This is a genomic window from Rhodoferax antarcticus ANT.BR (genome assembly GCF_001938565.1).
Lineage (GTDB): Bacteria > Pseudomonadota > Gammaproteobacteria > Burkholderiales > Burkholderiaceae_C > Rhodoferax > Rhodoferax antarcticus.
In genome coordinates this window covers 124,491-138,330 of sequence record NZ_MSYM01000008.1, presented here as the reverse complement: position 1 = coordinate 138,330, position 13,840 = coordinate 124,491, and the positions used below count along the sequence as shown (strand labels likewise).

Here is a 13,840-nt window from a genome sequence, read left to right as displayed (position 1 = left end):
CGCTTGTTTATCAACGGCTAGAGCCCTAAAACACCAAAAAACCTAAAAACCACCCATTGACGTGTCCAAAATCTCCAGGACAGTGTTCAGGTTTTCAATTGGTAACTGACCCGGCGCTGAACAGCCGGCGCCCACTGCAAAGCTCATGGCTGAGCCAAACACGCTGCCTGCCATGCGGGTGATCGCGCCCAGCGGCCCCATGGACATGCTGATGAGCGGAATGCGCAGTTTTTTGCTGGCCTGGCGGGTGGCGTTAAGCAGCGTCAGCACGTCGTCCAAGTCGCGCGGCATGACCGCCACCTTGGCCACGTCGGCGCCCAGTTGCTCTGCCAGCAAAAACTTCTCAGTCAGCGTTTGCAGCCCCGGCGTGAAAGAGAAGTTGTGGAACGACAGCACCAGCAGGACGCCGTTGTCGCACGCGCTGGCGCGCACTTGGGCGATGTTGGCTGGGCCGTTGGCCATTTCGTAGTCGATCAGGTCGATGCAATTGCTGGCGCACACGGCCCTGTACAAGCTGATGACTTGCGCCTCCGAGAGAGCGATTTTTTCGCCGCCCTCGATGACGCAGCGGCGGGTGAACAGCAGCGGAATCTTGCCCGCTTTGTTTTTGATAGCTGTCGCCGCAGCAATGACGGCGGTTGTGTCGCCAATGTCTTCAAAGAAATCGACGCGCCATTCGAGCACATCAGGTTTCTTCGGCAGCACCTCATCAAGTTCAGCAATGAGCTTGTCAAAGGTTCGCCCCACCAGCGGGGCGCAGATCAGCGGGAATTTGCCGCCAGCAATAGGTTTGCCGCCGATTTGTATGGTTTTAGGTAAGTGCATGTTGTGTCTCCTCCATGAAAAAAGTGCCAGCCAAGCCTCAGTGGCACAGACCGGCACTTTACGCCATGTTGTGATTAATTAGTGCGCAGAAGGCTCACAAACCGCAGCCACGCAGCAACAGGCTCACCACATGTTCGGTGCCGCGGGACTGGTCTTGCGCGGTGAGCTCGGTCTGGCCCAGCACCGCGCAGACCTGCACCTCAAAGTCGGCATAGGTTTGGGTGGCGGCCCAGATGGTAAAGAACAGGTGCACCGGGTCCACCGGGGCCATGCGAGCTTGCGCCACCCACTGTGCAATCACCTCGGACTTGGCCAGCACCAGGTTGCGCAGGTCAGTCACAAGCAGCGTCTGCACCACCGGTGCGCCGTGTAGCAGTTCGTTGGCAAACACGCGCGAAGCGTGTGGCCGCTGAGCCGACAGCGCCATCTTGGCGCGGATGTAGGCCTCAATGGCGGTTTTGGGGTCGGCCTCTGGTGTGATGACATCAGTGGGCGCCAGCCAGTCTTGCAGCGTCTGGGCCAGCACGGCACGGTACAAATCCTGTTTGGCGCCAAAGTAATAGTGCAGGTTGGCCTTGGGCAGGTCGGCTTCTTGCGCAATCGCCGCCATGGTGGCACCGCTAAAACCCGCGCCGGCAAAAACGCGCTCGGCAGCCGCCAGAATGCGCGCCTCGTTGACTTGGCGGATTTGGCCTTTGCTGGCCTCGTCGTCAGCTGGGCCGATGTGGCTGCGGATGAGTGGTGTCATGCTAAAAAAAGGGGTCTTACCCGCACGGACAAGACCCCCGAGGCGCTGCCTGGCAAAGCTTATTTCTGGGCGGCTTCCCACACGGCATGGCTGTAGGCAGCCTTGCCCGGGTCTTTTTTGATCACCGGCGAGCTGCCAGCAGCCAGCAAGACCTTGACGGTGCGTTCATACGCCGCCGGATCCAGGTGACCCATCTTGGCGGTGTTGGCGTTGGTGATCAGCGTGGCCACGGCTTCCATCTGGCGCGTTTGCATTTTGACGCTGGCACTGCCCGACATGTCGTTGGCCACGACAATCTTGGCGGCTTCAGCCGGGTTCTTCACCGCATCGTTCCAGCCCTTGAGCGAGGCCTTGACGAATTTGGCCATGCGCGCGACAAAAGCCGGGTCTTTGAGCTTGTCTTGCATCACATACAAACCGTCTTCCAGCGAGGCCACGCCTTCTTTTTCGTAGAAGAAGGTGACCAGGTCGCTATCTTTAAGGCCAGCATCGAGCAACTGCAAATACTCGTTGTGGTTCATGGTTGAAATACAGGCCGCCTGGTTTTGTAGCAGTGGATCCACGTTGAAGCCCTGCTTCAGGATCTTGATGTCGGTGCCGGGCTTGTAACCGAGCTTGGCCATCCAGTTCAGGAACGGGTACTCATTGCCGCCGTACCACACGCCCAGCGTTTTGCCCTTGAAGTCTTTCGGGCTCTTCACACCGCTGGATTTCTTGCAGGTCAGCATCAGGCCGGACTGGTTGAACACCTGGGCGATGTTCACCAGCGGCACACCGGCTTCACGTGCGGCCAGGGCGTCGGGCATCCAGTTCACCACCACGTCAGCGCCGTTACCGGCAATCACCTGCACCGGGGAGATGTCGGGGCCACCGGGTTTGATGGTCACGTCCAGCCCCTCGGCCTTGTAGTAGCCTTTGCTTTGCGCCACGTAGTAGCCGGCAAACTGCGCTTGCGGCAGCCATTTCAGCTGCACGGTAACCTTGTCGGCAGCAACGGCGCTCATGCTGGCAGTGACACCGCAGACGGCCAGCACCGCAGCCATCAGGCCGCTAGATAAAAGAGAAGAACGGATCATGGGAATAGCTCCTTGGGGGTTGGGGGAAAAACACATCAAACTGCTCAAACACCGCGCACTGACGGGTGCCAAAACGCCACACGCCGTTCAAACTGTACAAGCGCCGCATACGCCAGCGAGCCGGTAACGGCCGCCACCACAATGGCGCTCCAGACCAGCGGCATGTTCATGCGCGATGCCTCGGTCGAAATCCTGAAACCCAGCCCTGACGTGGGTGAGCCAAAAAACTCGGCCACGATGGCCCCAATCAGCGCCAGCGTGGCATTGATTTTGAGCGCGCCAAAGATGAACGGCATGGCCGACGGCAGACGCAGCGCCAGCAGCGTGCGGGTGTAGCTGGCGGCGTAGCTGACCATCAACTCCCGCTCCAGCTTGCCCGACGCTTTCAGCCCGGCCAGGGTAGAGACCATCATCGGGAAAAACGTCATCAGCACCACCACCGCGGCTTTGGACTGCCACTCAAAGCCAAACCACATCACCGCAATCGGCGCCACGGCCACCAGCGGCACGGTGCTGGTGAGAGACGCCAAGGGCAGCAGACCGCGCTGCAAAAACGGCTGGCGGTCGATGGCCACGGCCACCGCAAAACCAAGCCCGGAGCCCACCGCCCAGCCCACCAGCACCGCTTTCAGCACCGTCTGCACAAAGTCACCCCAAAGAATGTCGCTGTGCTGCGCGATGGATTGCAGAATCAGACCCGGCGAGGGCAGCAGCACGCGTGGCACCTCAAACGCCACCACCAGCAGTTGCCAGAAGTAAACGATCCAGATGCCAAACAGCGCTGCCGTAGCCACGCCAAGCCAGCGGCTGCCGTCCAGCGCCGCCAACAGCCGCACCGACTGCGCCGCCAGCACCGCCATCAGCAGCGTGCCTGCCCAGAACAGCGCCCCGGGCGTGCTGCCCTCAGGCAAAGTGCCTTGCGCAGCCGGGTGCATAAACAACAAAGAAGCAGCGCCCAGGCTCACCAGCGCAAACAAAAGCGCGAACAAGGGCGTTTTCAGCAGCGGCGCTTTCATGCCTGCCCCCCGCGGCGGCTCAGCACCAGTTTCTCCACACCCGCTACTGCCATGGTCAGCGCCAGGCCCAACAGGGCCGACATCACCAGCGCCGACCAGATCTGCACCGTGTTGCCGTAATACGAGCCGGTGAGCAGCCGTGCGCCCAGCCCGGCCACCGCGCCGGTGGGCAATTCAGCCACCATCGCGCCCACCAGCCCGGCGGCGATACCGACCCGAAGCGCGGGGAACAAAAACGGCAGCGAAGCCGGCAGCCGCAGCAGCCACAGCGCCTGCCAGCGGCTGGCGGCGTAGGTGTGCAGCATTTCGGTCTCGATCTTTTGCGGCGAACGCAGGCCTTGCACCATCGCCACCGTCACCGGGAAAAAGCACAAATACATGGCGATCACCGCCTTGGGTGCCACGCCAGAAAAACCCAGGCTACCCAAAATCACCAGCACGATCGGCGCTATTGCCAGCACCGGCACGGTTTGCGAGGCCACGATCCACGGCAGCAAGGCGCGGTCCAGCGTGCGTGAATGCACGATCAGCACCGCCAACACCAGCCCCAGCAAGGTGCCCAGCACAAAACCCCACAGCGTCGATTCAGCCGTTACCGCCACATGAAACAACAGGTTGCGCGGTGAATCAATAGGCCAGTCCACCAGGCTGCTCCAGAAATCAAGTGCTACCTGATGCGGCGCGGGCAGCACCGGGCGCTGCATCTCCATCGTGGCGGCCACCAACTGCTGCCAGGTCCACGGCGCGTCCGACGGCAGCACCCGCTCAATGGCCCCCGCTGCGTTCATCCAGATGGCACCCAGATACCAGGCTATCAAAATAAATAGCGCTATCACCAATACCGGCAAGGCCCTGTGCTGCATTTGCTGCATAAGGCTGGCGGGTTTAGTCATGGTGACCATCGGCTAAGGCTTCGCGCACTTCATGCGCCAGGGCATTGAATTCAGGCGTGTCACGCAGGCCCAGGTGCCGGTCGTTGGGCAGTGGCGAGTCGATGATTTTCACAATGCGCCCCGGGCGCGGCGACATCACCACGATCTTGGTCGACAAATACACCGCCTCGGCAATCGAGTGCGTGACAAACACCACCGTGCGGCGCTCGCGCTGCCAGAGTTGCTGCAACTGCTCGTTGAGCCGGTCGCGGGTGATCTCGTCAAGCGCGCCAAACGGCTCGTCCATCATCAAAATTTTGGGCTCAAACGACAAGGCACGGGCAATCGACACGCGCTGCTGCATGCCACCTGAGAGCTGCCACGGGTATTTGTTCTCAAAGCCTTTCAAACCCACGCGCTCCAGGTGTTCCTGGGCGATGACTCTGGCGTCTGCCTTGGTGCGGCCCTGAATCTGCAGCGGCAAGGTCACATTGGCCAGCACATTGCGCCACGGAAACAGCGCTGGCGCCTGAAACACATAGCCATAGGCGCGGGCCAGCCGAGCCTCATGCGGGGAAACGCCGTTGACCAGCACCTGCCCGCCGCTGATCGGCTCCAGGTCGGCAATGACGCGCATCAGGGTGGTTTTGCCACAGCCTGAGGGGCCAATCAGCGAGACAAATTCGCCTTCATGGATGTTGAAATCGATGTTGGCCAGCGCGTGCACTGGCGTGTCAGCGGTCTGGTAGATCACGCTGGCGTTGCGAATTTCAACAGCCAGCCTGCCCCCGGCAGGCGGTTGCAACTTGGACAAGAGGGGTGAATCTTTGGGGTGGTTCATGGGCACTGGAAAAGGGATGCGTTGCACCAAAAAGCAGCTTGGGCAGCAAGAAACTAACCAGTTGGTCAACTTATTCTAGGGTTCAAAGCGAGTTTCATGCCAGAAAACAGACCGTGCTCGGGTTAACCATGAGAGGCTGATTACCAGCTTTGAGGCGAGGAAGTGTGCTGCATATGTCGATGGGCGCCATGCCAAGCCATGTGTTCAACCTGCTGAAGACCTGATGGCAAAGGCTAATGTGCTCGTAGCCCAATGCCCACTAGCTACACCAGCTCTTCTAAAAATAGTAACGCCGGTTTTGTCACGCGGCGCCAGTCGCCGCGTGCAAATTGACCTCACCGGAGTGCGTGTATCCTCGAAACCATGATTCTTCTTGATCCCCAACGGCGTCAGCTGGTCGGCAGCATTCTGGTGTTGTTGCAGTTTGCTCTGCTGACCTCGCTGGTTTTCATGGCGGCTCCGTTTGTTCGGCAGGGGCAAATCAGCGCCATCTGCTGGATGCTGCTGGCGCTATCGGGCATTTTGGGCGGCTGGACGCTGCTGCATAACCGCCTGGGTAACTTCAATGTGCACCCCCAGCCCAAGGCCAGCGGCGTGCTGGTGACCAGCGGGCCGTATCGGCTGATGCGCCACCCGATGTACAGCACGGTGTTGCTCAGCGCCGCCGCCATGGCCTGCGTGTCTGCGCACTGGATGGCTTGGTTTGTATGGCTGGCTCTGCTTGCCACGCTGCTGACCAAGGCCATACTTGAAGAGCGGTGGCTGTGCGATCATCACCCACAGTACGCCGAATACTGCTTGCGGTGCAAACGCTTTATTCCCGGGGTTTTTTAACGTCCGCCGCGCGAACTCAGTTGGTTATTTGGCTGGCGGCACCAGTTGGGCGATGCGGTTGATTAGCTCCAGTGGGGGTGAGCACCAATTCACCCGCGTATTTGCTTGAGGGCAGCGGCTCTGCGTGGCCTTTGCCGCAGCGGTAAACCAGATCAGCGCCGCGCTGCTTGAGCCGATCCAGGGCAAACGGGGGCCGGGCGCAGTAGCGCAGCAGGCGCTCCAGCCCTGCGCGGTCTGCTGCCTCGATGCGCACCCCGGCGTCGACAGAAAATCCACCTCCGTGGGCGTAGCCAGCCATGTCTTTAGCATCATGCGACTCCAGGTGGCCACGCGCCACGAAGGCGCGCAGTAGGCGCTTGCGCACGTTGGCATGTACTGCGGCGATGGCAGCATCGTCGATCTGTGCCGGGTGAAACGTGATCGACGCAGCGTTGGCTGACTCTGCCAAATCTGAATCTGAATCTGAATCTGACTGTACATCTGGCAGCGCCTCAAACACCCCATCAACCACACAGACATGGAAGTGCACATGCGTGTTCAGCGCTGATCCGGTCTACCGCTGCGGCAAAGGGCACACAGAGCCACTGCAGTCCGATAAGTACTCGGGTGAAGTGGTGTTCACCCCACTGGAGCTGATCGACCGCATCGCCCAACTGGTGCCGCCACCGCGCACCCACCGGCATCGCTATTACGGCGTGCTGGCACCGAACTCACCCTTTCGGGCGGCGGTGACAGCGATGGTGCCGGTGGCAGTGGTGGCTGCGCCAAAAGCTGCCGTCATTGCGAGGCAAAAGCCTTTAGCCGCGAGGAGCGTAGCGACGTGGCGGGTAGCGACGCGGCAAACCAGAACTTGCGGGTTCATGGATTGCCACGTCCTTTGGCCTCGCAATGACGGGAAACCCACACCACGCCCACCATTGCATTACCTGTGGGGCGCACTGATTGCGCGCATTTACGAGGTGTTTCCGCTGCTGTGCCCAATGTGCGGCGGCCAGATGCGCATCATTGCCTTCATTACGTTCAGTGCCGACATCCACAAGATTCTGGAGCACATCGGAGTCGACCCCGAAGCGCCGCGCATCACCCCCGCACGCGGGCCACCGCTGTGGGAAGGTGAAGGTGCGCAGGAGACGGGGGAGGGTGTGGAGGCTGAGCCGGACTGGGATCTGGCAGACTAATCACCGCCCGACTACCCCGACGATCAGCGCACAGACTGGTGAACCTGAAAAAGGGGGCGCTACGGCTGCACCGGGGTAGGGCTGTGTTCGGCGGCAGCCCGGAGCGTGGTTTGCGATGATGGGGCGCAAATTCTGGGGGATTCAGACTGTCATCTCAGGGAAAACTCGCTTTTTCAGGACGGTTTACGATGCGATACTTGGCCTCATGCGGTTGAAATGCCTATCCGTTGTACAGCGCGCAATTCAAGGTCGCTCTGGCCCGACACCGCACGTGTAGCCTGGGCAAATTCATCCAGCGCGCTAGCGTTGATCAAGTGCACCGAAAAGGCCAGCGCCACCCCCAGCATCACCGCCACCACAACCGCTGCGTTGCGCCACGGGTGCTGGCGCAGCTCTTGCCAGGCGAAGGTTTTCAGTAGCTCAAGCATGGGTTAGTCTGTATCAACAACGCCAAAAGGGTGACCGCGTCGGTTTCATAACGGTACAAAATGACATGGCGACTGTGGCAGAAGTCAATCCACAACCGGCTATGTTGTTACTGTGTGCACTTCGCCACGCCAATGGCCAGCGTCATTTTCGGCAATCAGCAAGGCATTGCCAGTGCCGGGCACCGCCACCACCGGTTGTCCGCCGGGCGCCCAAAACGCACTTTGGCCAGCGGCCAGGTAGCCCCCAGAAGGACCGCCATGGTTGACCATCAGCACGCCGATGTTGAATTGTTGGGCGTACTGCGCCAGTTGGGCCGAATCCGCCGCGTAACCAGCTTCTGACACCAGAACCCCCGCCAGGTAGAGCGCGGCGCCGGTGGCGGCGGCGGCATGGGCGTGTGATGGGTGCGAGGTGTCAGCGCAGATCGCCAGGGCATAGGAGGTGTCGCGCACCTCGTGGCGTTGGCAGCCCGTGTCGCCTGGGGCGACGTACTGCGCTTCGCCAGGGTGCAAATGTTGTTTGCAATACACCGAGCTGGTGCCGTCCGGGAAGAACGTGACGGCGGCGATGGAGGGTGCGGGTTTGTTGCCATGCAGAAGCGGGGCACCGACCACCACCGTTATGCGGGTTTGGCGCACCAGTTCCCGGATCGGGGCTAGGCAGAGGTCGTCAGGCTGCACCAGGCAATCGCTTAGGCGTGGCAGTTCGTAGCCGCTAAGGGACAACTCAGGGAACACCAGCAGGTCTACCCCAGCCTGATGCGCTGCTGTGATAAAGCGGGTGTGAATCAACACATTGGTGGCGATATCGCCCGCCACAGAAGTCGATTGTGCGGCGGCTATGCGAAGGGATGTCATTGGGGTGTTTGCAATAACCGGGGTCAATGGCTGTGAACTTTTTCCTGTAGCCACACTTTGATTAACGATTGATAAGGCACGTCTCGGGCATTGGCTGCAGTTTTGATGGCGTCCAGCAAGTGCTGTGGCAAGCGCAGGGAAATGGTCTTGGTGGTCGGTTTTAAATTGGGAAAAGTCACCTTTTTTGCCTTGGTCCAATCCAGGTGCGCTGTGGAATCGTGGGACTCCCAATAAGCGCGCTCTAGTGACTCGTTGGCGAATTCAGGAATGACTTTAGCTTGCTTGTTCATAAATAGTGCGCTCCTTTCTGTGCATGTCTCTGGCTGAAATGACGCGAATCAATTGGTTTGACTGGCGCAAGGTGAAGGTGATGTGTAACGCACGGTTGTCATCGGTTTTGCCGAGCGCGTGAAGCCGGGGTTCTGTCTGACTGTGGCTTGCATCTTCCAATAGCAACAACGGCGCGTTGAAAAAAACCTGCTCTGCCTCAGCCATGGAGACACCATGTTTGTCGTTCTTTCGGGCGTTGCCATCGTCCCAGTTGAACCCTGATATTTTGCCCAGATCAATCATATTTGTATATTACCATCATGTACATTTTTGCTGGGATGATGGTATTGCCGCGTGACCTCAGCCACCTGCAACGGATAGAATTTCCAACCGCATGAGCCCAAGTATCGCACCCCAAACCGTCCTGATAAAACGGGTTTCCCCTGCGATGACATTCTGAATCCCCAAGACTCTGCGCCCCATCATCGCAAACCACGTACCGGGCTGCCGAAGAACACAGGCCTCCCCCGACGGTGCCGTTTGCCACCATTCGCCAGTTCAGCAATTTCACCAAGTAGTGCGCTGATCGTCGGGGTAGTCGGGCGGTGATTGGTTTGCCAGATCCCAATCCGGCTCAGCCTCCACACCCTCCCCCGTCTCCTGCGCACCTTCACCTTCCCACAGCGGTGGTCCGCGTGCCGGGGTGATGCGCGGCGCTTCGGGGTCGACTCCGATGTGCTCCAGAATCTTGTGGATGTCGGCACTGAACGTGATGAAGGCAATGATGCGCATCTGGCCCCCGCACATCGGGCACAGCAGCGGGAACGCATCAACGATACGCGCGATCAGCGCGGCCCACAGGTAGTGCGATGGTGGGCGTGGCTTGGGTTTGGCTGGCGGCTCTGGCTGGGCCGCTGCGTCAACGCCAGATACACCGGGCACGCCGCCCGCACTGCCAGCATCCGTGCACACAGCGTCAGCCACGGAACTGCGCACGATAGGCGCCACCACCTGCTCGGCCTGCGCCATAGCCGTCACCGCCGCACGCAGTGGCGAGTTGGGTGCCAGCACACCGTAATAGCGATGCCGGTGGGTGCGCGGTGGCGGCACCAGTTGGGCGATGCGGTTGATTAGCTCCAGTGGGGTGAGCACCAATTCACCCGCGTATTTGCTTGAGGGCAGCGGCTCTGCGTGGCCTTTGCCGCAGCGGTACACCAGATCAGCGCCGCGCTGCTTGAGCCGATCCAGGGCGAAGGGTGGGCGGGCGCAGTAACGCAGCAAACGCTCCAGCCCTGCGCGGTCTGCTGCCTCGATGCGCACCCCGGCGTCGACAGAAAATCCACCTCCGTGGGCGTAGCCAGCCATGTCTTTAGCATCATGCGACTCCAGGTGGCCACGCGCCACGAAGGCGCGCAGTAGGCGCTTGCGCACGTTGGCATGTACTGCGGCGATGGCAGCATCGTCGATCTGTGCCGGGTGAAACGTGATCGACGCAGCGTTGGCTGACTCTGCCAAATCTGAATCTGAATCTGACTGTACATCTGGCAGCGCCTCAAACACCCCATCAACCACACAGACATGGAAGTGCACATGCGTGTTCAGGCTGGAACCAAATCGGTGGATGAATGCGACCGCACCCAGGTGCAGGCTGGCCGGGTCTGCCTTATCTGGCACCGGGGCAATGGGCCTGCAGGCTTTGCTGCACCACACGCAGGAAGATACGCAGTGCCGCATTGAGTGCACCTTTGTCGCGCTGCAGGTAGTAGCGCAGACGCTTTGGGACCGACAGCACCCATTGGCGTACCGGCCAAGCGGGGGAATACATGATCGCTCAGGTGCGCTGCGGCCTCGGCCATTCGGCGCGTGTTGCACGAGGGGCAGATTGCGCGGCCTTTGCAGGAGAAGGCGACAAGGTAGTCGTCACCACAATCGTCGCAACGCACCCGCGCAAAGCCGTGAGCAAAGATGCCGCACTCCAGGTATTTGCGCAAAGCTTTCTCTACGTAAGGAGCCGGAGTGTGGTGGTCGCCTTGGCCGTCAAACTGTCCGGCGCTGGAGAGCTCAAGCCAAGTCTCGAAGTGCTCGGCAATCGTGCGGTACAGCAGGGTGCGCTCGGGGTGGCGGGGGTTGTAGGCTTTGGTGGGCTTGTTGGGTTGAGTGACTGCAGCAGCTTGCGAAGGCTGAGGGCATTGCGGGGCATGTTGGTGCCCGCGCGGGTGCGGGTGTAAATGCTGCGGTGATCGGTGGGGCGGGCCTTGCATGGGGCAGCGCCAGTTTGGATAGGACTGGCACAGCCACTATAACTGTGTTTGCGTACAGTACTGCGCCGAAAGCACCTGTTTATGAGGCTGCATGCTGAGTTTGGCTTCTCAAGCCTGAGCGGCCTGATTGCGAGCTTGCGACGAGAGATTGGGAGTAAAAAGCCGTGTAGCCCTCGTGGAACTTGCGCAGCCAGCTATTGTATTTATAGCGTTGTGGTCAGTTACTGATGCACTGTTGGGCTATTCGGATCAAATGACGTGGCGCCGTCGGTCAGGGCGGTGCTGGCTTTGAGTACTCAAATCAGACCACTAGCAAGGTCAGCGGCAAGCCGCGTTCTCCGGCTGGTTTGAGCGCTACCGCGGTGCTGATCTGCTCTACCGCTGCGGCAAAGGCCACACAGAGCCCCTGCAGTCCGACAAGTACTCGGGTGAACTGGTGTTGACCCCGCTGCAGCTGATCAACCGCATCGCCCAGTTGGTGCCGCCGCCGCGCACCCACCGGCATCGCTATTACGGTGTGCTGGCGCCGAATTCGCCACTGCGTGCTGCGGTGACAGCCATGGCGCAGGATGCGCTGCCAGTGGTCGTGAGTTGTCCAGTGGCTGACGCTGCATGCACTGCTGCTGGCAGTGCGGGCGGCGTACCCGGTGTGGCTGGTGTGCCTGGCGTTGGCGCGGTGCTCCAGCCTGACTGCCTGCCCGCCAGCGTGGGCGAGATGGCCGAAGATGGCCACCCGGCCCTGACCCTGCTGCGGCTTGATGTCGGTTCATCGCCTTTGCTGGCGCGCACGACTCGGCTTGGTGCCGGGCATGGCGGTCTGGGCCCAGATCAAGGCCGTGGCGCTGGTGGGTTAGGTGTCGCATACCGCGGGATCATAGCCCTGTCCGCAGCTGGCCATTTTTCGGAACACTGGCAGTGGGCCATTCATCTTTAGCCTGCGATTCAAGCGATGTCCGCTTGGCCGGCCAGGTTGAACACCGCCACCGTCTGCACCAAGTCCTGCGCCTGTCCCTGCAGGCTGCTAGCTGCAGCTGTCATTTCATGCACCAGTGCGGCATTTTGCTGAGTCGCCTGGTCCATTTGACTCACCGCCGCACCCACCTGTGCAACGCCCAATGACTGCTCGCTGCTGGCGGCGCTGATTTCGCCCATGATGTCGGTCACACGCTTGATGCTGCTGACGACTTCCGTCATGGTGACACCAGCCTGACCGACCAGGGCGCTGCCTTGATCCACGCGCTGCACACTGGCGCCGATCAGGGACTTGATCTCCTTGGCAGCTTCGGCACTGCGCCCGGCCAGGCTGCGCACCTCGCTCGCCACCACGGCAAAGCCACGTCCTTGCTCACCGGCACGGGCGGCTTCCACGGCAGCGTTGAGGGCCAGGATATTGGTCTGAAAAGCGATGCCGTCAATGACGCTGATGATTTCCGAAATTTTGCGCGAAGCATCGTTGATCCCCTGCATGGTGTCCACCACCTGAGCCACCACTTTCCCGCCTTTAATGGCCACGGCGCTGGCAGTGAGCGCCAGTTGGTTGGCCTGGCGGGCACTGTCCACGTTCTGATTGACGGTGGCACTGAGCTCTTCCATAGAGGCGGTGGTTTGCTCTAGGGCGCTGGCTTGTTGTTCGGTGCGCACTGAGAGATCGTTGTTGCTTTGGGCAATTTGAACACTTGCGCTGGCCACCCTTTCCGAGCCTTGGCGCACTTGGGTCACCACACTGCGCAGGCCTTCCTGCATCAATTTAAGCTGTGCCATCAAGCTACTGCTATCGCCTTGTCGCAGGCTGAAGGAAGAGTTCAAATTCCCGGCCCCCACATGCTGCGCCACGCTCACAGCCTCACTGGGTTCGCCGCCAAGCTGGCGCAATAAATTTCGGGCCAGCAACCAAAGCATGGCCGCTGCCACGGCGGTCACGATCAGCAAGGTCGCCAGCATGATGCTAAAAGCGGTTTCGGCCTGCGTCTTGGCACTGGCCTCGTCGGCCGCGTTGCGCTTGGTTGCCAGTTCGACCACTTGGTCAATGGCGCTGCGGTGCAAAGCATAGTGCGCCTGCATGGCAGTAAATGCGGCCCCTACTTCGGCGCTGTCTTGCCGGTCCAAAGCTGGAATCCACTGCGTGAAAGCCAGCTCATAAAAGGCCTGCGCCGACTTATCAGCATCGTTCATGGGGTTTTTCAGGGCATCTTCCAGACTTTCATTGAGCCAGTACGCTCGGCGCGTGTCGTAATCAGCTTTGAGAGTCTTGAGCTTGTCGAACAAAGTTTGACGCTCGTCGGGCGCGGCGCTCATGGTCTGCAACACCACCAGATACGACTCAATGATGTACTCGGGTGGCGGCAGAATGTCGGCGATCAGATCCTTGCCTTGGATGATGCGCTGGTACACCGGCCCGTTGACTTTGAGCTGGTTGAGGGTACTGAATGAGCCATAGCCATAAATCGCAAATCCGGCCATCAAAATGACCAAGAGGGCGGCAAACTGGCGAGCGAGCTTCATGATTGACCTTCCAAGATTGAACGGGCGACAAATAACTGGCACGCAACGGATAGAATTTCCAACCGCATGAGCCCAAGTATCGCACCCCAAACCGTCCTGATAAAACGGGTTTCCCCTGCGATGACAGTCTG

At 60.2% G+C, this 13,840-nt stretch carries 11 protein-coding genes and 5 pseudogenes; 3 read left to right on the top strand and 13 right to left on the bottom strand.

Annotated features, from left to right (window positions below; genetic code table 11):
* Window positions 1-42: 42 nt before the first annotated feature.
* From aroD to BLL52_RS05570, 6 genes are all read right to left on the bottom strand, one after another.
* Window positions 43-825, bottom strand: a complete 783-nt coding sequence (gene aroD / locus BLL52_RS05595; protein ID WP_075585719.1) for a type I 3-dehydroquinate dehydratase — start codon at window positions 823-825, stop codon at window positions 43-45.
* A gap of 94 nt (window positions 826-919) precedes the next feature.
* Window positions 920-1,573, bottom strand: coding sequence for a TetR/AcrR family transcriptional regulator (locus BLL52_RS05590; protein ID WP_075585718.1), 654 nt, complete (start codon window positions 1,571-1,573; stop codon window positions 920-922).
* 59 nt (window positions 1,574-1,632) lie between these two features.
* Window positions 1,633-2,649 (bottom strand): ABC transporter substrate-binding protein, encoded by a 1,017-nt coding sequence (locus BLL52_RS05585; protein WP_075585717.1) that lies wholly within the window; start codon window positions 2,647-2,649, stop codon window positions 1,633-1,635.
* Window positions 2,650-2,693: 44 nt separating this feature from the next.
* Window positions 2,694-3,665, bottom strand: coding sequence for an ABC transporter permease (locus BLL52_RS05580; RefSeq protein WP_083633802.1), 972 nt, complete (start codon window positions 3,663-3,665; stop codon window positions 2,694-2,696).
* The gene (locus tag BLL52_RS05575; RefSeq protein WP_241839017.1) at window positions 3,662-4,558 is read right to left on the bottom strand and encodes an ABC transporter permease; all 897 of its coding nucleotides are present in this window, start codon (window positions 4,556-4,558) and stop codon (window positions 3,662-3,664) included. The genes BLL52_RS05580 and BLL52_RS05575 overlap by 4 nt, the downstream gene beginning before the upstream one ends.
* On the bottom strand, window positions 4,551-5,351 hold the full coding sequence (locus tag BLL52_RS05570) for an ABC transporter ATP-binding protein (protein ID WP_241839016.1): 801 nt from the start codon (window positions 5,349-5,351) through the stop codon (window positions 4,551-4,553). Before BLL52_RS05570 ends, BLL52_RS05575 begins: the two co-directional genes overlap by 8 nt.
* A gap of 390 nt (window positions 5,352-5,741) precedes the next feature.
* Here BLL52_RS05570 and BLL52_RS05565 point away from each other — a divergent pair, with 390 nt between their 5' ends.
* Window positions 5,742-6,212 carry a methyltransferase family protein gene (locus tag BLL52_RS05565; protein ID WP_075585715.1) on the top strand — a complete coding sequence of 157 codons (471 nt, stop codon included), beginning with the start codon at window positions 5,742-5,744 and terminating at the stop codon, window positions 6,210-6,212.
* Window positions 6,213-6,239: 27 nt separating this feature from the next.
* Here BLL52_RS05565 and BLL52_RS05560 read toward each other — a convergent pair.
* A pseudogene (locus BLL52_RS05560) lies at window positions 6,240-6,762 on the bottom strand (transposase); the annotation flags it as partial.
* A gap of 1 nt (window position 6,763) precedes the next feature.
* Here BLL52_RS05560 and BLL52_RS05555 point away from each other — a divergent pair.
* A pseudogene (locus BLL52_RS05555) lies at window positions 6,764-7,390 on the top strand (transposase); the annotation flags it as partial.
* A 227-nt stretch (window positions 7,391-7,617) separates the two neighbouring features.
* Here BLL52_RS05555 and BLL52_RS05550 read toward each other — a convergent pair.
* From BLL52_RS05550 to BLL52_RS05530, 5 genes and pseudogenes are all read right to left on the bottom strand, one after another.
* Window positions 7,618-7,818, bottom strand: a pseudogene (locus tag BLL52_RS05550) (hypothetical protein); the annotation flags it as partial.
* A gap of 99 nt (window positions 7,819-7,917) precedes the next feature.
* On the bottom strand, window positions 7,918-8,676 hold the full coding sequence (locus tag BLL52_RS05545; RefSeq protein WP_075585712.1) for a carbon-nitrogen hydrolase family protein: 759 nt from the start codon (window positions 8,674-8,676) through the stop codon (window positions 7,918-7,920).
* 23 nt (window positions 8,677-8,699) lie between these two features.
* Window positions 8,700-8,966, bottom strand: a complete 267-nt coding sequence (locus tag BLL52_RS05540; RefSeq protein WP_075585711.1) for a BrnA antitoxin family protein — start codon at window positions 8,964-8,966, stop codon at window positions 8,700-8,702.
* The gene (locus BLL52_RS05535; RefSeq protein ID WP_075585710.1) at window positions 8,950-9,249 is read right to left on the bottom strand and encodes a BrnT family toxin; all 300 of its coding nucleotides are present in this window, start codon (window positions 9,247-9,249) and stop codon (window positions 8,950-8,952) included. Before BLL52_RS05535 ends, BLL52_RS05540 begins: the two co-directional genes overlap by 17 nt.
* Window positions 9,250-9,513: 264 nt before the next feature.
* Window positions 9,514-11,051, bottom strand: a pseudogene (locus BLL52_RS05530) (transposase).
* Between the two features lie 508 nt (window positions 11,052-11,559).
* Between BLL52_RS05530 and BLL52_RS21965 the strand changes: the two are divergent.
* Window positions 11,560-11,898 (top strand): annotated as a pseudogene (locus tag BLL52_RS21965) (transposase); the annotation flags it as partial.
* A 251-nt stretch (window positions 11,899-12,149) separates the two neighbouring features.
* Here BLL52_RS21965 and BLL52_RS21735 read toward each other — a convergent pair.
* Window positions 12,150-13,709 (bottom strand): methyl-accepting chemotaxis protein, encoded by a 1,560-nt coding sequence (locus BLL52_RS21735; RefSeq protein WP_075585708.1) that lies wholly within the window; start codon window positions 13,707-13,709, stop codon window positions 12,150-12,152.
* Window positions 13,710-13,840 lie beyond the last annotated feature (131 nt).

What these genes read in the sequence shown, in the direction of transcription:
- aroD (WP_075585719.1), bottom strand. Translation starts at nt 825, where the DNA reads ATGCACTTACCTAAAACCATACAAATCGGCGGCAAACCTATTGCTGGC.
- BLL52_RS05590 (WP_075585718.1), bottom strand. Translation starts at nt 1,573, where the DNA reads ATGACACCACTCATCCGCAGCCACATCGGCCCAGCTGACGACGAGGCC.
- BLL52_RS05585 (WP_075585717.1), bottom strand. Translation starts at nt 2,649, where the DNA reads ATGATCCGTTCTTCTCTTTTATCTAGCGGCCTGATGGCTGCGGTGCTG.
- BLL52_RS05580 (WP_083633802.1), bottom strand. Translation starts at nt 3,665, where the DNA reads ATGAAAGCGCCGCTGCTGAAAACGCCCTTGTTCGCGCTTTTGTTTGCG.
- BLL52_RS05575 (WP_241839017.1), bottom strand. Translation starts at nt 4,558, where the DNA reads ATGACTAAACCCGCCAGCCTTATGCAGCAAATGCAGCACAGGGCCTTG.
- BLL52_RS05565 (WP_075585715.1), top strand. Translation starts at nt 5,742, where the DNA reads ATGATTCTTCTTGATCCCCAACGGCGTCAGCTGGTCGGCAGCATTCTG.
- BLL52_RS05545 (WP_075585712.1), bottom strand. Translation starts at nt 8,676, where the DNA reads ATGACATCCCTTCGCATAGCCGCCGCACAATCGACTTCTGTGGCGGGC.
- BLL52_RS05540 (WP_075585711.1), bottom strand. Translation starts at nt 8,966, where the DNA reads ATGAACAAGCAAGCTAAAGTCATTCCTGAATTCGCCAACGAGTCACTA.
- BLL52_RS05535 (WP_075585710.1), bottom strand. Translation starts at nt 9,249, where the DNA reads ATGATTGATCTGGGCAAAATATCAGGGTTCAACTGGGACGATGGCAAC.
- BLL52_RS21735 (WP_075585708.1), bottom strand. Translation starts at nt 13,709, where the DNA reads ATGAAGCTCGCTCGCCAGTTTGCCGCCCTCTTGGTCATTTTGATGGCC.